Origin of the sequence: Lentilactobacillus parakefiri (genome assembly GCF_002157585.1) — a bacterium.
Classification (GTDB): Bacteria; Bacillota; Bacilli; order Lactobacillales; family Lactobacillaceae; genus Lentilactobacillus; species Lentilactobacillus parakefiri.
This window is the reverse complement of sequence record NZ_BDGB01000002.1, coordinates 13,675-35,669: the sequence shown is the minus strand read 5'-3', so window position 1 is coordinate 35,669 and position 21,995 is coordinate 13,675. Positions and strand designations below refer to the sequence as shown.

Genomic DNA, 21,995 nt, shown 5'->3' with positions numbered 1-21,995 from the left:
GTACGCAAATACTGGAGGAATCCTTTTTGAAAAATGAATCACTGACCATTAAATCAAACGGTACGCATGAAATTGAAATTAAAAAATCCCGTTTTCTCTGCAACATGGCACGAATTGATAGTGAGGATCAGGCAAAAGGCATCATCGAACAAGTAACCAAAGAAAATCCGAAGGCCAACCATAATTGTTATGCCTATATGCTGGGTGACGATGACCATATCCAGCGTGAAAGCGACAATGGCGAACCGTCCGGAACTGCCGGCGTTCCCATCTTGGAAGTCCTCAAAATGAATGAACTGCATAATGTTTTAGCAGTCGTGACCCGGTATTTCGGTGGCATCAAACTTGGTGCTGGCGGCCTAATTCGGGCTTATAGCAATGCGACATCGACAACGGTTGATTCGCTGGGGATCGTTAAACTGGTTAATAAACAAAAAATCACCCTGACCATTGATTATAATCAGTTCGATAAATTGAAGTATTTCCTCGAAAGCCAATCAATTCCCATTGAAGAGACCACCTATACAGCTAAGATCCAAGTGGTAATCGCCGTGAGTGATGAGGACTTTGACTCCTTGATCACTCAGATCACGAATTTATTGAGTGACCAATTTTCTTATCAAAAAGGTGGCTATCAAATCTTTGAAGTTCCTTATTCCCGTGAAAAGCGACAAAATGAGAGTGGAAATTAAAGCGGTTAGTTTCCAGAATATAAGCCAGCAGTCCGAATATCCCGGGTTTGGATATTTGGACTGCTGGCTTATATGGCCGGAAACTGCTTTAATTTCCACGTTTTTGCTATGGAATATTCACACTGTAGAAGTCTGGGTGAGACGATAATTATTTTTATCCCAGCCTCTTTCCTGCCAAACAATCCAATAACGAACAAAAAAGTCCGCCAAAGATTTGGCAGACTTTTTTATCATGCTAGTGATTATCTTTACTAGTCGTATCTTTAACCAACTTCTTAATCCCATTCAACAACGGCTGTCGATCTTCACCAACCAGGCCAATCGTTTCCACAAACAATTCAAGGCCGATTAACACAGCGATTGTCAGCAAAATTGACCCCCACAAGGTTGAAATCGGATAAAGGAGTGAGATAAACGAAAAAATCAGGGCAATCCCATAAATAACCAAAACCGTTTGCCGATGGGTCAAGCCGATTTGCATCAATCGGTGGTGTAAATGACGTTTATCAGCATGGGTAATCGGTTCCTTGTTCAATAATCGCCGGAAAATCGCAAACACAGTATCGGTAATTGGCACGCCCAGGATCATCACAGGGATCAACAAAGTGATGAAGGTCGCGTTCTTTAATCCAAACAGTGAAAAGACCGACATCATGAAACCAATGAACAACGCACCCGTATCACCCAAATAAATTCTTGCCGGGAAAAAGTTGTACGGTAAAAAGCCAATGCAGGCGGCAACCAGGGTAAAAATCATAATGGCAACAAAAATATTTCCCACGTTTAAGAAAAACATTGCCGTAATTCCCATTGTGGTGAGTGCAATAATTGCAACCCCAGTGGCCAAACCGTCTAAGCCATCAATCAAATTAACCGCGTTGGTAATCGCCAAAATCCAGATCCAAGTAACCGGCAAGCTCAGCCAACCAAGATGAATTGTGATAAATGGTAGTGTAATGGTGGTCATTTTAACGCCAGCGGTGAAATAAACCCAAAGGGCGGCGATTGAAATCCCCAACACTTTTTGGCGGGGCTTCAAGACGAAAATATCATCGATAATTCCGGTTAAAATGATGATGACTTCCCCACCGTACACGCCCCACAAGATTTTGGTCGGAAACTGGTCCCGCAATAAAATCATGGTCGTAAAAGTGTAGGCAATAAAAATTGCCAACCCACCAATCGTTGGCATTGGAATTTTATTAACCCGCCGCTTATTTGGCCGATCCTCTGCCCCAACGGCAAAAGCAAGTTTCCGAATAAATGGGGTTAAGACTGCAGAAAGAATCATGGTAGCAAATAAAGACACAATGATCTCGAATTTCAAAATTGTAACCTCACTTATTTCCTTCCAAATCAATATTAAGTCAATTATACAAATGACAATTCATAAAAACAAGGTATGCCTGCCTCACAAAGTAAAGGTGTCTACTCAAACAATTAAACCGGACCAATTGTGTGAGTTTTCACATTTCAAAAAAAATGCGATCGTTTTCACTTGTCATATTTCACAAAAACATTTATAATAGAGATTGTAAGACAACAGTTTCAAATATTTTATATTTCACAAACGGAAGGAGTTTTTATTATGGCTGACAAAACAAATACTACACAAGCCGAGACGAAAGATGCCCCCATTCTTATTCAAATGGGTATCTTCGCCGGGGTATTGTTTGTTTCCAGTTTAATTTCACCACTATTTCCACCAACATTTCCAGTACCAACACCAGTTATTGGATTAGTTCTTCTTTATCTCCTATTAATGTTCCATATTATTAAGGTTGAATGGGTAGATAAATTTGCAACGTTCATGATTGGTATGATTGCTTTTCTATTCGTTCCTTCAGGAATTCAATTGACTGCTTCACTTGATATCATGAAGGCACAAGGTGTACAGCTTATTGTTGCTATTATTATTTCGACAGTTGTCTTACTGGTTGTTATTGCTTACACCACATCATTCTTCATTTGGATCCGAAAGACTGTGTTCCACGGCGATATTAGTGTTAGTGAAACGGTCGATAAAAAATAATCGAAGGGGTGAATATAAATGTCTGCTACACAAACAACTATCATCACGTATCTAGGGACACCAATTTTTGGTATCTGCTTGTCATTACTTGTTTTCTTGTTTGGTCAATGGCTATTCAAGATTGGTAAAGGATTCTTCTTATTCCAACCACTGTTCGTTGGGATGGTACTCGGAATCTTCATTCTCTGGCTCATGGCTAAGATGTTCGGTGTTGACGTTACTTGGTTCTACACTAACGCCTACAAGCCGGGTGGAGATATCATCTTCTGGTTCTTGAACCCAGCAACCATTGCGTTTGCCGTTCCTCTGTACAAGCGTAACGATATTGTTAAACGATTCTGGTTAGAGATTCTGCTATCATTAATTATTGGTTTGTTCATCTCACTGTTCATCATCTACGGTGTTTCAAAACTCATCGGCTTGGACAACAACGGAATTGCTTCAATGCTTCCACAAGCTGCCACTACAGCTATTGCAATGCCTATCTCTGGTGCTATCGGAGGTACTCCTGCTATCACTGCTATGGCATGTATCTTGAACGCCGTTCTGATCTACGCTTTGGCAACTTGGTTAATCAAACTGTTCCACTTGACTGAACCAATTGGCCAAGGTCTTGGATTAGGAACTGCCGGACACACGGTTGGTTCAGCAAAGGCCATCCAATTAAGTTCTGTATCTGGTGCCATGGCTGCCATTGCGGTTGTTATCATTTCAATCGTTGTTGACATCGTTGTTCCAACATTTGCTAACTTTATGGGAATCGTTAAATAATTTCCATTCCTTGAAAGGCGTCACTCATTTGAGTGGCCCTTTTATTTTGCCATCGATCCCCTTCACAAGCCGACCAATTCACTTGTGTGCCTTTTCTTCGCAAATACAGTTACTTACCTGCAACTGAGCTCAAGTGACTGTACAGGAACCGATACTCATAATCAGGTCCACTTGGTGCATAGAATGATAAAAAGCGGAACACCCGAATTGGATGTTCCGCTTTTCTTACCAGTCCAACTACTCACGCAGGTGGTAGTTATAAGTGGAAATAATAATATTTTGTCGTGAATTTAAAATGGTTCTTAATCTCAAACTAGTTTGGTTATGCAGAACGTTCTCCCAGCGGTGCCGTGGAACAAATTGTGGCACCAGAACCGTTGTTGAGTAGTTGCGATCAGCAGCCCGTTTGGCAATCACATCACAGAATCGTAAGGTTGGTTGTGCAATCGAACGATATGACGAATGAATATCAACAAACCGAACATCCGGGAAGTCCTTCTTAAACTGCTCAGACGTCTTGTGCTCCTTCTCTGGATTAGAATCAAAGGAAACGTGCATGGCAATCACATAATCGCCAATCGACTGTGCATAGCTGATCGCATTGGCCGTCACACGGGTAACCCCACTGACCAAAACGATCACCGTTGAGCCGTCAAAATGGTGAGTTGTGGCAATTTCAGTATTTTCTTCTACCACTCGCAGCTGTTCGGCAACCCGCTTGTAGTGATGATTAATCTTGTAGAAAATCCTCAAAAGAATCGGCATCACAATCAGATACGGCCAAACATTTGGGAACCTCAGTAAGAACAGGCAGGTAACCAAGGTCAGTGAAATAAACGCTCCGATGAAGTTAATGACCGACTTCATCTGCCAATTTTTCCCCCGATTTCTCCGCCAATGGATAATCATCCCGGACTGTGACAACGTAAATGGAATGAACACACCGACGGCATACAATGGAATCAGTGAATTGGTTCGGCCACCAAAGATTTGAATTAAGACAATCGCACCAACGGCTAAGGAAATAATTCCGTTAGAGTAACCCAGTCGATCTCCTTTGTCGAGATAGGCATGGGGTAAGAACTTATCTTTGGCCAAGTTATAAGCCAAAATTGGAAACGCTGAAAATCCGGTATTGGCAGCAACCGCCAAAATCATAGCGGTCGACAACTGAAGGACATAGTAGACAATTCCGTGGCCAAATACGGACTCACCAATCTGTGACAGCACGGTTTCATGACTGTTAGGAACAATCCCCATGTAGTAACTCAGGAAGGTAATCCCGCCAAAGAAGCAGGCTAAAATAGTTGCCATGATAGCCAAGGTTGCCGCAGCATTCTTACTCTTGGGTTTGTTAAAATTTGGTACCGCGTTACTAATTGCTTCAACACCGGTCAGTGAAGATGATCCGGATGAGAAGGCTCTAAAGAACAGCACCAGGGTCATTCCTTCAACAGGCGCCCCAATGTGTGCGGCTGCATGGTATTCGATGCTGCCGGTCATGATGTTGTAACCGCCGTAAATGATCATTGCAATAATCATCACGATGAACAAGTAAACCGGTAACGTCAAAAATGAAGCAGACTCTCGAATGCCTCGAAGGTTCAAAAGCATGATCCCGACAACAATCAGACAGGAAATCAACACGCCGTGCGAATATAAAGACGGAATCGCTGATGTAATCGCTTCGGTCGCTGATGTGGTTGATACGGCAACGGTCAACATGTAATCAACCAATAGAGAGCCGCCGGCAATCAGTCCCGCCTGCTCACCCCAGTTGGTGCTGGCAACAACGTAGGCACCTCCTCCAGAGGGATAGGCGTGAATAATTTGCTGGTATGACAAGGTAATCGCAGCCAACAGAATCAAAACAAGGGCCGCAACCCAAATTTGATACATCAACGCAGCTGCCGACAATGTTATCAAAATGGTCGTAATCTGCTCAGTACCATATGCAACTGATGAGAGCGCATCGGATGATAGTAAAGCCAGTGCTTTAAATTTGGTTAAAGATTGACCACCCTCATCAGTGGTCTTTAATGGCTTTCCAATAAGGAGCCGTTTGAGATAGCGCCACATAAATAGTTACTCCTTTATTTAATAATCTACCATTCTTGTGAACCATAAAATGATAGTCCTTCTGGCAACTAAAAACAAGTCTTGATATGTACGCCTGAATAGGATCACAGTAAATCACCACCCAGGCCTAATGATACTAAATTAACTCAGTTCAAAGAAGAAATGCAATATCCGAACCACATGCTCACTACTCTAATATGAAATGAGTGACTTCGCAAGCACAAAATAAGCACCAATCCCGATTTGGAATCGATGCTTATTGTACAATACTTTCATTCAAATCAATGATTTAACGCTTAATTACATACCCATTCCTGGTTGTGGCATTGGAGCTTGCGGTGTATCATCCTTTGGCTCGTCAGCAACAACGGCTTCGGTTGTCAGCAGCAAGGCTGAAACAGAAGCGGCATTTTGAAGGGCTGAACGGGTAACCTTGGTTGGATCAACAATCCCATCACTGATCATGTCTTCAAATTTACCGTTGGCAGCATTGTAACCAATTCCAGGCTTTTCATCCTTGAGCTTTTCAACAATCACTGAGCCTTCAACACCGGCATTTTCAGCGATTTGACGAACAGGCTCTTCAAGCGCACGAAGGACGATTCGAATACCAGTCTCTTCGTCACCACCAGCTTCAGCATCCAACTTGGCGATTTCTGGAATGACATTAATCAAAGCAGTTCCACCACCAGGGACGAATCCTTCCTCAACAGCGGCACGGGTAGCATTCAAAGCATCTTCAATCCGATACTTCTTTTCCTTTAATTCAGTCTCGGTAGCGGCACCGACACGAACAACGGCAACTCCGCCTGATAACTTAGCAAGACGCTCCTTTAACTTATCACGGTCAAAGTCTGAAGTAGTCTTTTCAATTTGAGTCTTAATTTCAGCAACTCGTTTGGCAATTTCATCATTTGATCCGGAACCATCAACAATCGTGGTTGAATCCTTGGTAACGTTAACTTTGTTTGCTTGGCCAAGTTGTTCAAGGGTTGCATCCTTCAAGTTCAAACCAAGATCATCGGTAATCAAGGTTGCACCAGTCAAAATGGCAATATCTTGTAATTGATCTTTACGACGATCACCAAATCCAGGCGCCTTAACAGCAACCACGTTGAATGTTCCTCTCATCTTGTTCAATACAAGAGTTGGAAGGGCTTCGCCACCAATATCATCGGCGATGATCAAAAGTGAACGGCCTTGTTCAACAATCTTTTGCAGCAATGGCAAAATATCTTGAATGTTCGTAATCTTCTTGTCAGTGACCAGGATGTATGGATTGTCCAAGTTAGCTTCCATCTTGTCGTTATCGGTGACCATGTATTGTGACATGTAACCACGATCAAATTGCATTCCTTCAACGACATCCAAGCTGGTATCAACACCACGTGATTCTTCAATGGTAATCACACCATCATGACCAACCTTTTCCATTGCATCGGCAATCAACTTACCAACTTCAGTGTTGGCAGATGAAATTGAAGCAATTTGGGCAATGTCATCTTTTGTCTTAACATCATGAGACATTTTGTGAAGCGCGTCAACGGCTGCCTTGGTAGCCTGTTCAATCCCACGACGAATACCAACTGGGTTAGCACCGGCAGTGACGTTCTTCATACCTTCATTCACAATTGCTTGGGTTAAGACTGTGGCAGTAGTCGTACCATCACCAGCAACATCGTTAGTCTTTGAAGCAACTTCAGAAACTAATTTGGCACCCATGTTTTCAAAATGATCTGGTAATTCAATTGACTTGGCGATGGTGACACCATCATTAGTAATGGTCGGTGTACCAGCACTTTGTTCCAAAACAACGTTACGACCCTTTGGTCCAATGGTTGCTTTAACCGTATCTGCTAATTTATCAACACCCTTAAGCATTGCGCTGCGGGCATCTTCAGAAAACTTTACTTGTTTAGCCATTTCAAATTTCACCTCAAAAAATATTTTTGATTATTGATTAATTGAATGATTCAAATTAATTCACTTATTAGCAATTATCTTGTTAAAATAGCCTTATTCGACAATTGCGACGATGTCTTTTTCATGAAGAACGAGATAGGTTTGATCATTATCCTCAATCTCAGTTCCGGCGTACTTATCAAACATCACCTTGTCACCCTTTTTAACAACGGGTGCGACTTTCGTACCGTTATCCAACACACGGCCGTCGCCCACGGCAACAATTGTGCCTGCTTGTGGCTTCTTCTTTGCGTTGTCAGCAAGAACAATACCGCCAACCGACTTTTCCTCTTCTTTTTCAGTTTCGATAATGACGCGATCTCCTAATGGTTTTAACACGTTAGTCCCTCCGTTTACAACAATTTTTAGCAACATTAGCACTCATATGACAAAAGTGCTAATCACTGTTTATAATATATTATTTTTTCAGACCAATTGCAAGGATTTCTGCACATTTATTGGCAGATTCCATCACAATCACCTTTTCAAGGGTAAATAAAAGCAAAAGAAATGACCGGCATTTTCAAAATCACCGGTCGTTTCGCCATTAGTTTGTTCGTTATTTTACTTACCAAAGTTTTCAATGAAATAAATTAACGTCTGCAGCTCATTAGTGAGATCAACGTTTTGAACCAGAACATTCTCCGGAACTTGAAGTCGAATCGGTGTAAAGTTCAAAATACCCTTAACACCCCCGGAAACGGCCTCGTCCGCAATCGACTGGGCAACCTTTGAAGGGACGGTCAAAATAATTACTTTGATCTGTTGGTCGTGCAATTGATGTGAAAGTTCCTCAATTGGGTAGACCGGAACCCCATCTTCGATTGTATTGACAATCTTATCGTCTGTATCAAAAGCCGCGGAAATTCGGAGGTTACCGTCCTTGTGAAAATTAAAGTTCAAGAGTGCATGGCCCAAATTCCCGACACCGATTAAAGCCACATTAGTCAGATGTTCTTGATTAAGGATCGTCTTGAAGAATGCAAGCAGATTGTCAACGTCATATCCATAGCCCCGTTTTCCCAACGCGCCAAAATAGGAAAAGTCGCGACGAATGGTTGCTGAATCTACCTGAACCGCCTCCGCCAATTCTGTTGATGAAATTCGTTGCTTGCCCGTATCATGTAAAATATTTAAGTATCGATAATATATCGGCAATCGTTTAGCGGTTGCGCGTGGAATATTTTCAGCTGTCAAGAAAATTTCCTCCTATTGATCATTTTAGTTAAAAGAACTTTGTGAATTTCCATTTACACCTCATTCTAACATAAGATGACATCTTGTGAAATATATTTCAAATAATACTTACAAATAATTCCTGAAACCCTGTAAATTATGATAAAATTGATTGTTGGTAATTACAAAATGAAAGGTGGCCAGATACTTGATAATCTTACAAGCACAAGATCTAACCAAACGATTCAACGGCGAAACGATTTTCTCAAAAGTTAATTTGGCCGTCCAGGAAAAAAGCCGGGTGGCCCTAGTTGGCCGTAACGGTGCCGGCAAGTCAACGCTGGTCAAAATGATCATCGGCGAACAAACCGTCGATGGCGGCCGAATCAGCACCAAAAAGAATTTGTCAATCGGGTATTTGGCCCAGGATACCGGCCTTAATTCAGATAAGAGCATCTACGCCGAAATGTCATCGGTTTTTGCCAGCCTGAAAGAACAGGAGGCCAAACTCCACTCATTGGAAAAACAAATGGCCGCTTTAACCACGGACACCAATACTGAAGAATACGAAACAATCTCATCTCAATATGATAATATCCGCGCGGACTTTGAACAACACAACGGCTATGGTTACGATGCTGAAATCCGTGGGGTTCTCCACGGATTTGGGTTTGAAGAAGCCGACTATGATCGGCCAATCAACGAATTGTCAGGTGGCCAAAAAACTCAGCTGGCTTTAGCAAAATTATTATTAGAAAAACCGGAGCTCTTAATATTAGATGAGCCAACAAATCATCTGGACGTGGAAACCATCACCTGGCTTGAAGGCTACATTCAAAACTACAGCGGTGCACTCCTGATCATTTCACATGACCGCTACTTTTTGGACAGAATTGTGACCGAAGTCTACGAGATGTCACAAGGTACCCTCCACCACTTCACTGGAAATTATACGGATTATACCAAGAAAAAGGACCAGTTAATTGAACAGGAATGGAAAGAATACGACAAGCAGCAGGTGAAAATTCAAAAGCTGCAGACGTTTGTTGACAAAAATATTGTCCGCGCATCGACCACTAAACAAGCACAGGCTCGCCGAAAACAGCTCGAAAAAATGGATAAGCTAAAAAAACCAACTGCTGATTCAAAAACCGCTCGCTTTTCGTTTTCACCAAAATCAAAAAGTGGCAATAATGTCCTCAACGTTGCCAATGCCGCAGTTGGCTACAGCACCGTTCTTTGTGAACCGGTTAACCTAGACATAAAACGGCACCAGGCAATTGCCATTGTCGGCCCAAACGGTGTTGGCAAATCAACCCTTCTAAAAAGCATTCTTGGAATCATCCCCTTTTTGAAAGGTCAAGCCCAATTTGGTACCGGCGTTGATACCGGATACTACGATCAAGAACAGGCCACATTGCATGCGTCTAAAACCGTTCTCGAAGAGCTGTGGGACGATCACCCAACTACCCCAGAGGGCGACATCAGAAGCATTTTGGGAAGCTTTCTTTTCTCAGGTGACGACGTTAGTAAGATGATCCATGATTTGTCGGGCGGTGAAAAAGCCCGCCTGCTGCTAACCAAGCTGGCAATGCAGCACAACAACTTTTTGATTTTGGATGAGCCGACTAACCACCTGGACATCGACAGTCGAGAAGTATTGGAGAAAGCCCTCAATCAGTTTGATGGCACCATCCTATTTGTCTCGCACGACCGCTACTTTATCAACAAAATTGCGACAGCGGTCGTTGAACTATCAAGACACGGTACCACTCTTTACCTTGGCAACTACGATTATTACGTTGACAAAAAAGATGAGCAAGAAGCCATTAAAGCCCATGAGGCCGAAAAACAGGCAGCAAATCACCCAACCCCTACTGCCGTGCCCACCACTGATAAAAAGAATTACGAGATTAACAAACAAGCTCAAAAAGAACGTCGAAAACTCACCAGAGAAGTTACGGCTTTGGAAGCTAAGCTCGATGAACTCACTCAATCAAAAGATCAGATTGAAGCTGAAATGACCCAGCCAGACGTTTTCAACGACCTGGGAAAACTTCAGGATCTTCAACAACGGCTCGATACGGTGAATGCACAAATCACAAAGACGGAGTCCAGTTGGGAAGCGGCAAGCTTGAAGTTGGAAGACAGTGAATGATGATATAACCACAGTGAAAGAGAGCTGTTCCATCCTCAGAACTTGACTTGCACCCACTAGAAAGAACTTGCAACCCATCCAATCAAAACAAACACCAAGCCAAAAATGGCCTGAGTGAAAGGACAAAATCCTTCACTCAGGCTGTTGTTTATTTAATATTTCAAATATCCTTCATCTCAAAATGACCAATTGTTCCAATAACCACTTCAAGAGATGACTCGGTTATTTGGCTTCATCCACCAGCCACTCAAACTCCAAACCTGGATCAGCATTTAAAGTGGCATCGCCACGAACGCCATGGCGATACAGCATCTCACCGGCAGCGCCAATCATAGCGGCATTATCCCCACACAGAGACAACGGCACCAATTCAAGCTTAGTATCACTGAACCCGGCAATTTCTTTGGTTAACCGGTCTCGAAGACCTTGGTTGGCCGCAACCCCACCGGCGAGAATTAATTGTTTAACTGGAAATTCTTTGAGCGCTCGTTTGGTCTTATCTGCCAAAACGTCAACGACGGCCTGCTGAAAGCTGGCGGCCAGATCCTCATGACTCAACTTTTCACCGATCTGATCTGCATGGTGGACTGTATTAATAAAAGCACTTTTCAATCCACTGAAGCTGAAGTCAAAATTGTCGTCAGCGTCCATTGCCCGCGGAAAATGAAAGGTATCTTGACCTTTATGAGCCAATTCGTCAACCGGTTTACCAGCAGGATAATTAATTCCAAGGACCCGGCCAATTTTATCATAGGCTTCACCAGCCGCGTCATCCCGAGTTTCACCAATAATTTGAAATTGATTTTCTTCAGGCATATAAACCAGTTCAGTGTGCCCGCCGGAAACAACCAGGGCCATCGCTGGAAATTCAATTGGTTCCACCAGTCTGGCCGCATAGATATGACCCGCCAGGTGATTCACCGGAACGAGCGGTAGGTGATGCGCCCAGGCAACTGCTTTCGCAGCCGTCACCCCAATCAAAAGAGCGCCAACCAGGCCGGGGCCATACGTCACGGCCACTGAAGTCAGCTCATCATAAGTAACGTTTGCACCGCGCAATGCATCCCCAATACAGCTGGTAATCTGTTCAATATGGTGTCTGCTGGCAACTTCAGGAACAACACCGCCAAACCGCTGGTGACTCTTAATTTGTGTTGCAACAATATTCGAAAGGATCCGATTACCATTCTCAATCACTGCCACCGATGTCTCATCGCAGCTGGTTTCAAATGAAAGTACTAAATCTCTGGCCACTTATTTCATCCCATCCCTTTTTTCTAACCGATTTTGGTAATATCCAAAACCATGTTCAAAGCATCTTCACGATCGTTAAAGTAATAGTCTTTTTTGATGCCATTATCCACAAACCCAATATCTCGATATAATTTTTGAGCACGTGTGTTGCTGACCCGCACCTCGAGTGTCACTTTAACATATTGCAACTGCCGAGCTTTTTTGATAATGGTTGTGACCAAAAAATACCCCAGACCGTGATTTTGAAAATTTGGGGCAACGGCAACATTCGTAATATGACAATCCTTGGTGTGATCGTTTAACGAACAGCCAATGAACGCCACCAGCCAGTCATTTCGACGCAACACTAAATACAGCCGGTCTGTTTTACGCATCAGCTCCGTTCGAAAGGCTCGATCATCCCAAGGAGTCTGCCCACCATAGACCGCCCGCTCAATCCCTAAGATCTCAGGAATGTCCGGAATCATGGCTTTGGCTAAGAAATACTCAATTCCGTTAATTTCAACATCATGATTCTTAATATCAAGATATCTTTCGCGAAGCTGAACTTCTTTGTTATAAAATTGTTGGTTAAACCACTCTCTAAACTTTTTCAACATAATCATGCGTATCCTCATTAGGATGTAATTTTTTCCAATCAGCCTCAGCCTTAGTCAACCGCAAGTATCGTGGGACAACGGCATCAATGGATGACACTGGTGACTTGTCCAAACCGTACTGCCCCAATAATGTTGCACTGGGAATCCCTAAATAAGGATTGGCAACGGCCAAACGGCTATGTAAAGCTTCACGCATTGGGGCTTCAAACGGATCGGTATCTCCCAAAATGATGATCTGCTGGTCATAGTGACTAACAGCTTCCAACCACTTTGTCAGATTAGTGTGCTGATCAGCAATCACATTTTGCATCTCACCATCTTTAACGCGATACAGTCCCGTAAACATGTTTTGGTTACGCCCATCAAAAATCGGGTTAATCAGCGTATCTTTTTCTTGAATATTCAAAGCCAGATTTAGGAGACTGGAAACTGTAACCAGTTCGATTCCAAGCGTACTGGCAATCGTCTTTGCAGCGGTAGTCGCCATTCGAATACCCGTGTATGAACCTGGTCCATCGGCGACCACCACCCGATCCAGATCAGTTGGTTTTAAATCAGCTTTTTGAACTAAATCCTCAATGACTAGCATCAAGAATTCCGCATGTTTGCGATGAGTTGTCAAAGTCGTTTGGGCCAACAGGCAGTCGTTATCCAAGACTGCGACCGAGAGCGGTTGGTTTGAAGTGTTAATTGCTAAGATTTTCATGATTGATCGTTACCCTTTGCTTTGATTTCCTTCCAGATAATTGTTGCACTCGCCGAAAGAACATCATTTGATTTGATTTCGTGAACTGTTTTAATTTTAGCATTATCTGAGGAATCGACAAGCACAGAACTGGTAACCCGGTTGCCATACTTAACCTCATTTTCAAAACGAATGTCAATATTTCCGGGTTCGTGTTCGTTCAAAAAGGCCATTGGTAACGAATCCAGCATCCACTCCGGGTACCTGGAATTGTTGACGTGACCATTAAAATCAATGTCACTCCAACGGACTTGGTATTCTTTTGCGCTGACATCCGCACCTGATTCAATCCGTTCAGGACGTGTCAATCTAGGGACCCGTTTAACCTTCTCGGACTGATATGGCGCAATAATCGTATCATCAATCGGTGTAATCTTGCGCGTCTGTTCATTCATTAAGACCCAAATGCTTTCCACTTTCACCAGTTCTTGACCATCCTGATCATGCAGCCAAAACTCTCGGAAAGCAAAATAACGGTTGTACGAAGTGCCTCTGGTTGTCATCTTGACGACTGAATCCTTCCGCGGCAATTGATTGATATGAATTGAATAAGAAGTGACCACCCAGCCGACGTCATAGTGATCAATTAAATAGGTCTGATCAAGGCCTAAATTTTCGTTCTGGTGTTCAGAAGCCAAGATTAAGATATTGATCAACATTGGAATGGAAATGCGATTATTGACGTTACACTCGTAAAAGGGAATCGTATGCAATTCGCTGAAACTATGAGCAGGCATGGACATTACTTCTTTCTATTTGATGTCATGGTATTGATTATAGATGACCTGTTTTTTTAAATGATGATCCTTGGCAACTTTCTTGATCGCCTCATTAACAGTCAAGCCATTTTCAATGTAAAAATCAACTTGCTGATCAACACTCAGCCCAGCTAGTGGGTCCTTGGCAGCCACTTGTGGCTGGTCGTTGCCTGATACTATAATAACAAATTCTCCACGAATTTCAGTTGAATTGGCCCAGTCATTCACTTGTTCCAGCGTGCCGCGAATAAACTCTTCGTGCTTCTTGGTCAATTCACGACAGAGGGCGGCTTTTCTTCCACCTCCGAGCTGAGTCAATAAGTTCTTCAACGTCTTTTTCAATCGGTGGGGAGCCTCATAGAAAATGATGGTTTCTTCCCGATTGCGAAGGCCATCGATTTCTTCTCGTTGTTCCTTTGGTTTCCGTGATAAAAAGCCATAAAAGTAAAACGGCTGCGGTGAAAGGCCCGAGGCAATCAACGCCGTAATGCCGGCATTAGCCCCCGGCAGCGGCACAACGTTAATGTGCTCATCAATGCAGGCAACAACTAATTCATGACCAGGGTCGCTAATCGATGGCATGCCGGCATCACTGACCTGGGCAATCGTCATTCCCTGTTTAAGTTTGCCAACCAACTCGGGAATCCGCTCGGACGTATTGTGCTCGTGAAAGCTGATCTGCTTAGTTTGGACATCAAAATGATTCAGCAGTTTTTGAGTATTTCGGGTATCTTCAGCGGCAATCAAGTCCACGGACTGAAGAATCTTTACCGCTCGAAACGTCATATCATCCAAGTTGCCAATTGGCGTTGGCACCAAGTAGAGCGTGCCATATTCACTTAACGTATCAAAACTCTTTTGCGTCTCCAATATTTACCCCTTAATCGCGTTTGCCATAGATAATATCTGTACAGAAAATACAATCCTCACCGTTCTCACGTCGTTTGCCATAGTAGGAACTGCAGACATGAAAGCCTTCATTATACAGCTTTTCCAGATTCTTTCGAGATTTTGAAAGTCGTGGAGAATTATTGTCCATTTTTTCGGTAATTTCGTTAATTCGGTCTCGTAAATGCTGATTTTCAATCTCCAATTCAGCATTCTTTTCCATCAGACTAATCAGCGATTCATGCAAGTGAGAAAAGTTTTTTGCACTAGCATTCAACTGCGTATCCATTTCTTTTAGTTCATCATATAAGTTTTGACTGTCCACGATTTTATCACCCTTTAATAAACTATGATTGCCCAATTGCGAGTATCTTTAGTGTCAAATCTTCAACTATATTCTGAAAATTCACGTTAACTGCCATCCGGCTGTTCATGTCCAATACCTCATCGAGCATCGTTAACAATTTGTCGTTGTCCCATTGATCAGCGGCTAACTTAGTTTTTGCGAGAATCGCCGGGTACTTTACCTGGTCGTCTGCCAAAGTCCCATACTTCATTTCCAACACGTCGTCAAACAAGCTGAGCATCATTGAAATGACAATCCGTTGTCGATCCTTGTTGGTAATCAAGGGCATTAATGACATCTGAATAAAGGGCATTGCCATGTTATCTTCCTGAACCAAATAGGTAAACCATTTTTCCAAGAGCCGCTGCATTGAGGCAAACCAGTCGTCTTTGGACAACTGGTTAATTTGATCCAAGCTATTAGTAATTGAAATCATCAAGTTAACTTCGCTTGGCTTAACACCACTATTCTGCAGTTCTTGAACCATCAATTTTTTACTAAGACTGGGAAATTCAACGACCTGCGTTCTGGAAATAATTGTGGGCAGGACCAAATTGCGGTTTTTACTGATCAAAAAACTAACCACATTGCCGGTGGGTTCCTCGATAAACTTTAACAAACTGTTAGCGGCTCCGGTGGTCATTTTTTCGGCTTCGGAAATAATGAATACCTTTTTGGAGCCTTCCATGGCACTTTTAGTAAACTCGCTCTTAACATGGCGAATCTGGTCCACTTTAATGCTTTGACCATCAGGTTCAGTAATGACGACGTCGGGGTGATCATGGTTCATAATTCGCACGCACTCAGGGCATTTCCCACATGGCACGCCATTTTGCACATTCGTACAAAAAAGCCGCATGGCAACTCCCATTGCGACTGAAAATTGGCCAGCCCCATCTTCCCCGGTAAATAAGTATGCATGTGACAATTCGTTGTTTTGAACGAGGTTCATGAATTGGGTAAAGATAGTCGGCTGTTTAGTTTGAGCAACGTTAACAATATCGTGTTCCATAACGTTCCCTTCTAGAACTGTTTGAAATCTTCAATCGGCAGAATCATGACCGTCGCTCCACCAACTTGAACTTCAATCGGAAAAGTATGTTCCGCCGTATCACCATTCAGGCTAACAGGCGGGGTCATAAACTGTTGACGAGCTGAACAGGTTTCTTTGATTAATTGTAAGGTTAAATCAACTTTGGAATCATCAACGGCTACCAGATATGTGGTGTTTCCTGCGCGCAGAAAACTACCGGTGGTTGAAAATCGGGTTGCAATGATATTGTGGGCAACGAAAACAGATCGCAGCTTGTTAGCATCTTTATCTTGAACGATCGCAATGACTAATTTCATAATCAACTCTCCTTAAAATACTCACTGGCAATTTGATGGATAATTTTAATTGTATCATCAACAACTCGTTTAATCGGCTGAGTTGCATCAATACTGATAAATCGGTCGGCATTGTCATCCCGAATTTTCATATAGCCTTTATGAACCCGTTTATGGAATTCATTGGTTTCAACATCCAACCGGTCGATTTTACTACGGTCACGATGTTCAGCGATGCGGTTCAAGCCAACGTCAACTGGAATGTCGAAATAAATCGTTTTGAACGGTAAAAGTTGTTCTGTTGCAAACTCGTTCATTGACGCTACTTGTGCCATTCCGATTTGACGGCCGGCACCTTGATAGGCCACTGAGCTGTCAACGTAGCGATCACACAGAACCAATTTGTTTTGTTTCAATGCCGGTAAAATGGTTTCAACCAAATGTTGGCGCCGAGCAGCCGCATAAAGCAGGGCTTCGGTTCGGTAATCCATTTCCGTATTTTCACGATCAAGAATGACTTTGCGGATTTCTTCGGAAATCTTATTGCCGCCGGGTTCTCGTGTCGCCAGCAGCTGATCACCGATTTCTTGATTGAAAACAGCAATCACTCGATTCATCACCGAAGTTTTGCCTGCGCCGTCCGGCCCCTCAAAGGATATAAACTTACCACTCAAAACAATTCCTCACTTTTAATTTAGATTAATTGTACTTGATATTAATTTGTCTGTCTAATCAGCACACAGTCAGGTAGCTGCCATCATTCAAAATTGTCGTGATCATAGCTGATAACTGATGGCTGTATCTGATCATTCTTAATCTTTCGAACTCGGGCCTCTCTATATATGAAGAAATATTTTTGACGGGCCAACGCCGTTTCCTGTTCCATTTCCATGTCACTGTCAGCAACCGCCTCTTGTGTTTGGGCAGCGTGATCCCATTCTTCTTTCAGACTGTTAATGAGTTCCAACAAGCGATCGTCATATTCGCGTTTAACATTTTGACGTCTTAATCGACTAAAAAACATTCGAAAAAATCCCACCTTGTCCAATTAAATTTCAGTCCGTCCTTGAACTGCCTTAAACAACGTGACTTCATCAGCATATTCGATATCAGATCCGACGGATAATCCATGGGCCAAACGGGTAACTTTAATCCCAGCGGGTTTAATTAATTTACTCAAATACATCGCAGTTGCTTCGCCCTCTGGGGTGGCATTAGTTGCGACAATCACTTCTTTAACCGCCTGGTTTTGCTGAAGTCGTTTGATTAGTGAACTAATATTAAGGTCTTCCGGTCCCTTACCTTCGATTGGCGACAGGACACCGTGCAGAACATGGTAGAGGCCATGATATTCTTGAACCTTTTCCATGACCATCACATCTTTAGGCTCTTCAACCACTAAAATCGTTGATTGATCACGCGTTTTGTCGCGGCAGATTTCACAGGGATCTTCATCGGTTAGATTACCACAAATTGAACAATAATGGAGATCATCCTTAGTGGCAACCAATGCCTTTGAAAAGGCTTTGACATCATCTTCATTCATATCGACAGTATAAAAGGCAAGTCGCGTGGCGGTCTTACTGCCGATTCCCGGTAATTTCATGTAACTATCAATTAATTTTGCAATTGCTTCAGGATATTGCATACTTTCCCCTTTTTCTACGGACTACATTCCTGGAATCCCTTTGGTGTACTTACCCATGGTACTTTCAGTCGCCTTATCAACCTTTGAAAGGCCATCATTGACAGCTGCTAAAATCAGATCGCCCAGCATTTCGGGGTCGTCTGGATCAATCGCTTCGGGTTTAATTTGGATATCTTTCATCTTTTTGTCGCCGCCAAAAGTCACTTCAACCATGCTATCAGGGGCAGCGCCCTTAAATTCTTGCTGTTTAAGATTCTCCTGCTCTTCGCCCAGCTGTTTTTGCATCTTCTTCATTTGCTTCATCATCTTATTCATGTTCATACCGTTCATCATTGTCTTTTCCTCCAATTAATCGTCTTTAATATCTAAAATGTCAGTCCCAAAAAGTTCGGCGGCTTTCTTTACGACTGGTTGACTGTCCGTTTCCGGTTGGGGTGTTTCTTCAGAATCGTCATCAGCCGCGTCAGCTTTTGGGTCAGTTGTTTCCTTTGTCTGAGAGCCAGTCTTTTTCAACTGATCTTTGTGGCTGGTCAAATATTCACGGCGAATATCGGGCCATTGGTTTTCGGGGACAAATACAATTTGGGGAGCTTTTCCCACAATGCGATCCAAATTATTTTCAAGGGCATCCTTTAAATCCGTGTCTGCCTGGGCCTTCTGGTACAAAAATGCGTATTGAAAGGCCACAATTACCCCACCAGCACTGGCAGCAACCGGCGATGATACGTGCATCACTGACCGTTGTGGCACCGACAAGGCATCCATCAAGTCCGGCCAAACCGATTTAAACTGATTCAGTTGTTTTCGGGTTGCCTTACCAAGGATTGGGTAGATCTTAGCCAGCTCAATATGGTTGTCCATTGAGTGCGACTCGCTTGCTTTAGCAGGCTCTGGTGTACTAATTGGCGTTGGCTGAGCCGTCGAACCTTGCCTTAATTCGTCAACTTCCGCCTTTAGTTTAGCGACTTGTTGGGTCAGCTCCTGAATCTCCGCATTAACTTCCGGAGTAGAAGCCGCCGAAACAGCCCTCTTTGGCTGCGGCATCGAGGCTTGATTGGACTGATCTGTGGGGTCCAAATGGGTAATCTTAACCGTTAAAACCTCCAGATAAACATCGGGGTGAGCGGTAAATCGCAACGAATTAGAAATGTCGTTCAGTTCGTTGATCATCTGATAAATTTTTTGATCACTGATTTGGCCGCTCAAGGTCTTAAACTGATCGTCAATAATGCCTAATTCCATTTCCTCAACGATTCCAGGATCCTGCTGATATAAGAGAATATCTTGGCAGTAACTAGTCAAATCTTCAATAAATCGACTGGCGTCTTTACCTTCATCCAATATCTTTTGAATCGTGATCAAGGCACTCTTAGTGTCCTTATTAATAACCTGCTGCATATAGGTAGTCAATAATTCATTGGTCACGCTACCCGTTACCAGCAGGGCGTTCTCGTAAGTAATTTTATTATCACCATAAGACATTGCCTGGTCAAGAATGCTTAAGGCATCCCGCATCCCGCCTTCAGCGGCCTTGGCGATTAACTTCAGCGCTTTGTCATCATACTCAACCTCTTTCTGGTCAAGGATATATGCCATGCGTTCCAAAATATCCTGTGGTTTAATTCGCTTAAAATCAAACTTTTGGGTTCTCGAAATGATTGTTGCCGGAATTTTGTGCGGCTCAGTCGTCGCCAAAATAAAAATCACGTTAGCAGGCGGCTCTTCGAGTGTCTTTAACAGAGCGTTAAATGCCCCCGTTGAGAGCATATGGACTTCGTCGATGATATAGACTTTGTAATCGGCTTGCGTCGGCGCGTACTTCGCTTTATCCCGGATGTCCCGGATTTCTTCGACCCCATTGTTAGAAGCCGCATCAATTTCGATGACATCATTCAAGCTACCCTCATTAATCGCCTTACAAGTCACACATTGGTTGCAGGGTTCGCCGTCCTTTAAATAATGACAGTTCACTGCTTTGGCAAAGATTTTGGCTGCCGAAGTTTTTCCTGTTCCCCGTGGACCGGTAAACAAATAGGCATGACTCGTCTGTTTAGTAATTAGCGCATTTTTTAACGTTCTAGTGATAATCGACTGGCCGACGATTTCATCAAATCTCTGCGGCCGCCAAACCCGATACAATGCCTGATAGCTCATTACCAAATCCTCCAAAATAGAATGCCAAACTCTTAAAATCGTCCATTGAAACGTCTAAATAATTATATGATGAATCAGGCAAGAGTGCAATCAACGACCCATTGACTTCCAAAAATTTTCTCCAAAAAAATACTCCCAGCAAAGTTGCTGAGAGCAAAAGTTCTATGTACAAGAGGCACAAGGTTGATGATACTTAGTGCTGCTTCCTTCCGGACCTGACACAGTTCGTAACCCGACCCTTGCCTCAGGGCCTTGCGGCAATATCTATCATAACTTAAATGACTAAGAATTGCCAGCCCTATTCTTTCTTTTCTTGCGGGCCGCCTTGAAGAAGTCTTTCATAATCTGTGACGCCTCATTGCCAAGCAGCCCCTCAACAACGTTGACCTGGTGATTCAATCGTGAATCCTCCAGCACTGCGTACAAACTTTTAGTGGCACCGGCTTTAGGATCCCGTGAACCAAAACAGACATTATCGATCCGGGAATTAATAATCGCGCCGGCACACATCAAGCACGGCTCGATGGTCACGTAAAGACTGCAGTCAATCAGCCGCCAACTGTGCAGGGCTTGACAAGCTTCCTCAATCGCTAAAATTTCAGCGTGGGCAGTGCCGTCATTTAAATGCTCGCGCAAGTTATGACCGCGGCCGACAATTGCCCCATTATGAACCACAACGGCCCCAATTGGCACCTCGCCGATCAAATATGCTTTTTGTGCTTCGACCATCGCGGCCTGCATGAAGCGGCTATCTGCTTGAAACATTTTGAACCCTCACAATTTCTGAATGCTTTGAAGAATGTAGTACCCTTTATCACGTTTCAAAATCTCACAGTTACCAAACAATTGAGTCATAAGCTTTTTAGCGGACGGCGCTCCCTGCTTTTTTTGGAGAACGACCGTCAAGGTTCCGTTAGCAACCAAATGATCGACTGCGCCAGAAAGCATTTCATCAACCACCTTTTTACCCGCTCTTACCGGTGGGTTGGTGATAATGGCCGCATACTTTTCAGTAATTGATTCATAGATATTGCTGGCAAACACACGAACGTTGTCAACTCGATTGGCAGCTGCGTTTTTTTTAGCAAGTTCCAAGGCCACTTGATTGACGTCAACCATATCGATTTGACGATCTGGAAAGGCTTTGGCAATTGAAATCCCAATTGGCCCGTAGCCAGTTCCCATATCTAGTAGCTTGCCTTGTGGAATGCGGTCATAATCAATATTATTGACTAATACCCGACTACCATAGTCCACCGTATGTTTAGAAAACACACCGTTATCTGAAGTGAACACTAAGTTGTTTCCAAGTAACGCAAAGTTCCATGTCACCGGATCAGATTCAACGTTTGGATTCTTTGAATAATAAAATGATTGTTCTGTCATAAAATTCTCCTAAATAGC

The 21,995-nt window shown here is 43.2% G+C and carries 24 protein-coding genes and 1 other RNA gene; 4 read left to right on the top strand and 21 right to left on the bottom strand.

The features are described 5' to 3' along the window. Positions 1-26: 26 nt before the first annotated feature. The gene (locus LPKJCM_RS00270) at positions 27-692 is read left to right on the top strand and encodes a YigZ family protein (protein WP_057962650.1); all 666 of its coding nucleotides are present in this window, start codon (positions 27-29) and stop codon (positions 690-692) included. Positions 693-927: 235 nt separating this feature from the next. Here LPKJCM_RS00270 and LPKJCM_RS00265 read toward each other — a convergent pair whose 3' ends face one another. Further along, positions 928-2,019, bottom strand: coding sequence for a glycosyltransferase family 4 protein (locus LPKJCM_RS00265; protein WP_057962651.1), 1,092 nt, complete (start codon positions 2,017-2,019; stop codon positions 928-930). A 261-nt stretch (positions 2,020-2,280) separates the two neighbouring features. On the opposite strand from LPKJCM_RS00265, the gene LPKJCM_RS00260 reads away from it, so the two are divergent. Both LPKJCM_RS00260 and lrgB read left to right on the top strand, forming a co-directional pair. Then, a complete protein-coding gene (locus tag LPKJCM_RS00260) occupies positions 2,281-2,724 on the top strand; it encodes a CidA/LrgA family protein (protein WP_057962652.1) in 444 nt (147 codons plus the stop codon). Between the two features lie 18 nt (positions 2,725-2,742). After that, on the top strand, positions 2,743-3,495 hold the full coding sequence (gene lrgB, locus LPKJCM_RS00255; RefSeq protein ID WP_087069488.1) for an antiholin-like protein LrgB: 753 nt from the start codon (positions 2,743-2,745) through the stop codon (positions 3,493-3,495). A 237-nt stretch (positions 3,496-3,732) separates the two neighbouring features. On the opposite strand, the gene kimA is transcribed toward lrgB, so the two are convergent. The 4 genes from kimA to LPKJCM_RS00235 form a co-directional block, all read right to left on the bottom strand. Then, the gene (gene kimA, locus LPKJCM_RS00250) at positions 3,733-5,574 is read right to left on the bottom strand and encodes a potassium transporter KimA (protein ID WP_057962653.1); all 1,842 of its coding nucleotides are present in this window, start codon (positions 5,572-5,574) and stop codon (positions 3,733-3,735) included. A gap of 300 nt (positions 5,575-5,874) precedes the next feature. Then, complete coding sequence (gene groL, locus LPKJCM_RS00245) at positions 5,875-7,497, bottom strand: chaperonin GroEL (RefSeq protein WP_057962654.1); 1,623 nt, start codon at positions 7,495-7,497, stop codon at positions 5,875-5,877. A gap of 93 nt (positions 7,498-7,590) precedes the next feature. Beyond that, positions 7,591-7,875 (bottom strand): co-chaperone GroES, encoded by a 285-nt coding sequence (groES, locus tag LPKJCM_RS00240; RefSeq protein ID WP_174658988.1) that lies wholly within the window; start codon positions 7,873-7,875, stop codon positions 7,591-7,593. Between the two features lie 225 nt (positions 7,876-8,100). Next, entirely contained in the window at positions 8,101-8,733 is a 633-nt protein-coding gene (locus LPKJCM_RS00235) for a redox-sensing transcriptional repressor Rex (RefSeq protein WP_057962656.1), read from the bottom strand. A gap of 187 nt (positions 8,734-8,920) precedes the next feature. Here LPKJCM_RS00235 and LPKJCM_RS00230 point away from each other — a divergent pair, with 187 nt between their 5' ends. Continuing rightward, complete coding sequence (locus LPKJCM_RS00230; protein WP_225364068.1) at positions 8,921-10,870, top strand: ABC-F family ATP-binding cassette domain-containing protein; 1,950 nt, start codon at positions 8,921-8,923, stop codon at positions 10,868-10,870. Positions 10,871-11,092: 222 nt separating this feature from the next. Here the strand turns inward: LPKJCM_RS00230 and tsaD are convergent, their stop codons facing one another. The 16 genes from tsaD to LPKJCM_RS00150 all read right to left on the bottom strand — a co-directional run bounded on the left by tsaD (position 11,093) and on the right by LPKJCM_RS00150 (position 21,977). Next, on the bottom strand, positions 11,093-12,124 hold the full coding sequence (gene tsaD / locus LPKJCM_RS00225) for a tRNA (adenosine(37)-N6)-threonylcarbamoyltransferase complex transferase subunit TsaD (protein ID WP_057962658.1): 1,032 nt from the start codon (positions 12,122-12,124) through the stop codon (positions 11,093-11,095). 23 nt (positions 12,125-12,147) lie between these two features. Continuing rightward, complete coding sequence (gene rimI, locus LPKJCM_RS00220) at positions 12,148-12,723, bottom strand: ribosomal protein S18-alanine N-acetyltransferase (protein ID WP_057962683.1); 576 nt, start codon at positions 12,721-12,723, stop codon at positions 12,148-12,150. Beyond that, a complete protein-coding gene (tsaB, locus tag LPKJCM_RS00215; RefSeq protein ID WP_057962659.1) occupies positions 12,707-13,429 on the bottom strand; it encodes a tRNA (adenosine(37)-N6)-threonylcarbamoyltransferase complex dimerization subunit type 1 TsaB in 723 nt (240 codons plus the stop codon). The genes rimI and tsaB overlap by 17 nt, the downstream gene beginning before the upstream one ends. Beyond that, positions 13,426-14,205 carry an acyl-[acyl-carrier-protein] thioesterase gene (locus LPKJCM_RS00210; RefSeq protein ID WP_057962660.1) on the bottom strand — a complete coding sequence of 260 codons (780 nt, stop codon included), beginning with the start codon at positions 14,203-14,205 and terminating at the stop codon, positions 13,426-13,428. The genes tsaB and LPKJCM_RS00210 overlap by 4 nt, the downstream gene beginning before the upstream one ends. Before the next feature lie 15 nt (positions 14,206-14,220). Continuing rightward, on the bottom strand, positions 14,221-15,096 hold the full coding sequence (rsmI, locus tag LPKJCM_RS00205) for a 16S rRNA (cytidine(1402)-2'-O)-methyltransferase (RefSeq protein WP_057962661.1): 876 nt from the start codon (positions 15,094-15,096) through the stop codon (positions 14,221-14,223). Positions 15,097-15,106: 10 nt separating this feature from the next. Next, positions 15,107-15,439 (bottom strand): DNA replication initiation control protein YabA, encoded by a 333-nt coding sequence (locus LPKJCM_RS00200; RefSeq protein WP_057962684.1) that lies wholly within the window; start codon positions 15,437-15,439, stop codon positions 15,107-15,109. 22 nt (positions 15,440-15,461) lie between these two features. Continuing rightward, on the bottom strand, positions 15,462-16,472 hold the full coding sequence (gene holB / locus LPKJCM_RS00195; protein WP_057962662.1) for a DNA polymerase III subunit delta': 1,011 nt from the start codon (positions 16,470-16,472) through the stop codon (positions 15,462-15,464). 11 nt (positions 16,473-16,483) lie between these two features. Beyond that, entirely contained in the window at positions 16,484-16,810 is a 327-nt protein-coding gene (gene darA / locus LPKJCM_RS00190; RefSeq protein WP_057962663.1) for a cyclic di-AMP receptor DarA, read from the bottom strand. A gap of 2 nt (positions 16,811-16,812) precedes the next feature. Beyond that, a complete protein-coding gene (gene tmk / locus LPKJCM_RS00185; RefSeq protein ID WP_057962664.1) occupies positions 16,813-17,463 on the bottom strand; it encodes a dTMP kinase in 651 nt (216 codons plus the stop codon). A gap of 83 nt (positions 17,464-17,546) precedes the next feature. Then, positions 17,547-17,813, bottom strand: coding sequence for a YaaL family protein (locus LPKJCM_RS00180; RefSeq protein WP_057962665.1), 267 nt, complete (start codon positions 17,811-17,813; stop codon positions 17,547-17,549). Between the two features lie 24 nt (positions 17,814-17,837). Further along, complete coding sequence (recR, locus tag LPKJCM_RS00175; protein ID WP_057962666.1) at positions 17,838-18,437, bottom strand: recombination mediator RecR; 600 nt, start codon at positions 18,435-18,437, stop codon at positions 17,838-17,840. A gap of 21 nt (positions 18,438-18,458) precedes the next feature. Then, entirely contained in the window at positions 18,459-18,770 is a 312-nt protein-coding gene (locus tag LPKJCM_RS00170) for a YbaB/EbfC family nucleoid-associated protein (protein ID WP_057962667.1), read from the bottom strand. Between the two features lie 15 nt (positions 18,771-18,785). Continuing rightward, entirely contained in the window at positions 18,786-20,591 is a 1,806-nt protein-coding gene (gene dnaX / locus LPKJCM_RS00165) for a DNA polymerase III subunit gamma/tau (RefSeq protein ID WP_057962668.1), read from the bottom strand. A 164-nt stretch (positions 20,592-20,755) separates the two neighbouring features. After that, positions 20,756-20,842, bottom strand: an RNA gene (gene ffs, locus LPKJCM_RS00160) — signal recognition particle sRNA small type. 31 nt (positions 20,843-20,873) lie between these two features. After that, positions 20,874-21,356: a tRNA adenosine(34) deaminase TadA gene (gene tadA / locus LPKJCM_RS00155; protein WP_057962669.1), complete on the bottom strand. Its 483-nt coding sequence runs from the start codon at positions 21,354-21,356 to the stop codon at positions 20,874-20,876. A gap of 9 nt (positions 21,357-21,365) precedes the next feature. Next, positions 21,366-21,977, bottom strand: coding sequence for a class I SAM-dependent methyltransferase (locus LPKJCM_RS00150; RefSeq protein ID WP_057962670.1), 612 nt, complete (start codon positions 21,975-21,977; stop codon positions 21,366-21,368). Between the last annotated feature and the right edge of the window lie 18 nt (positions 21,978-21,995).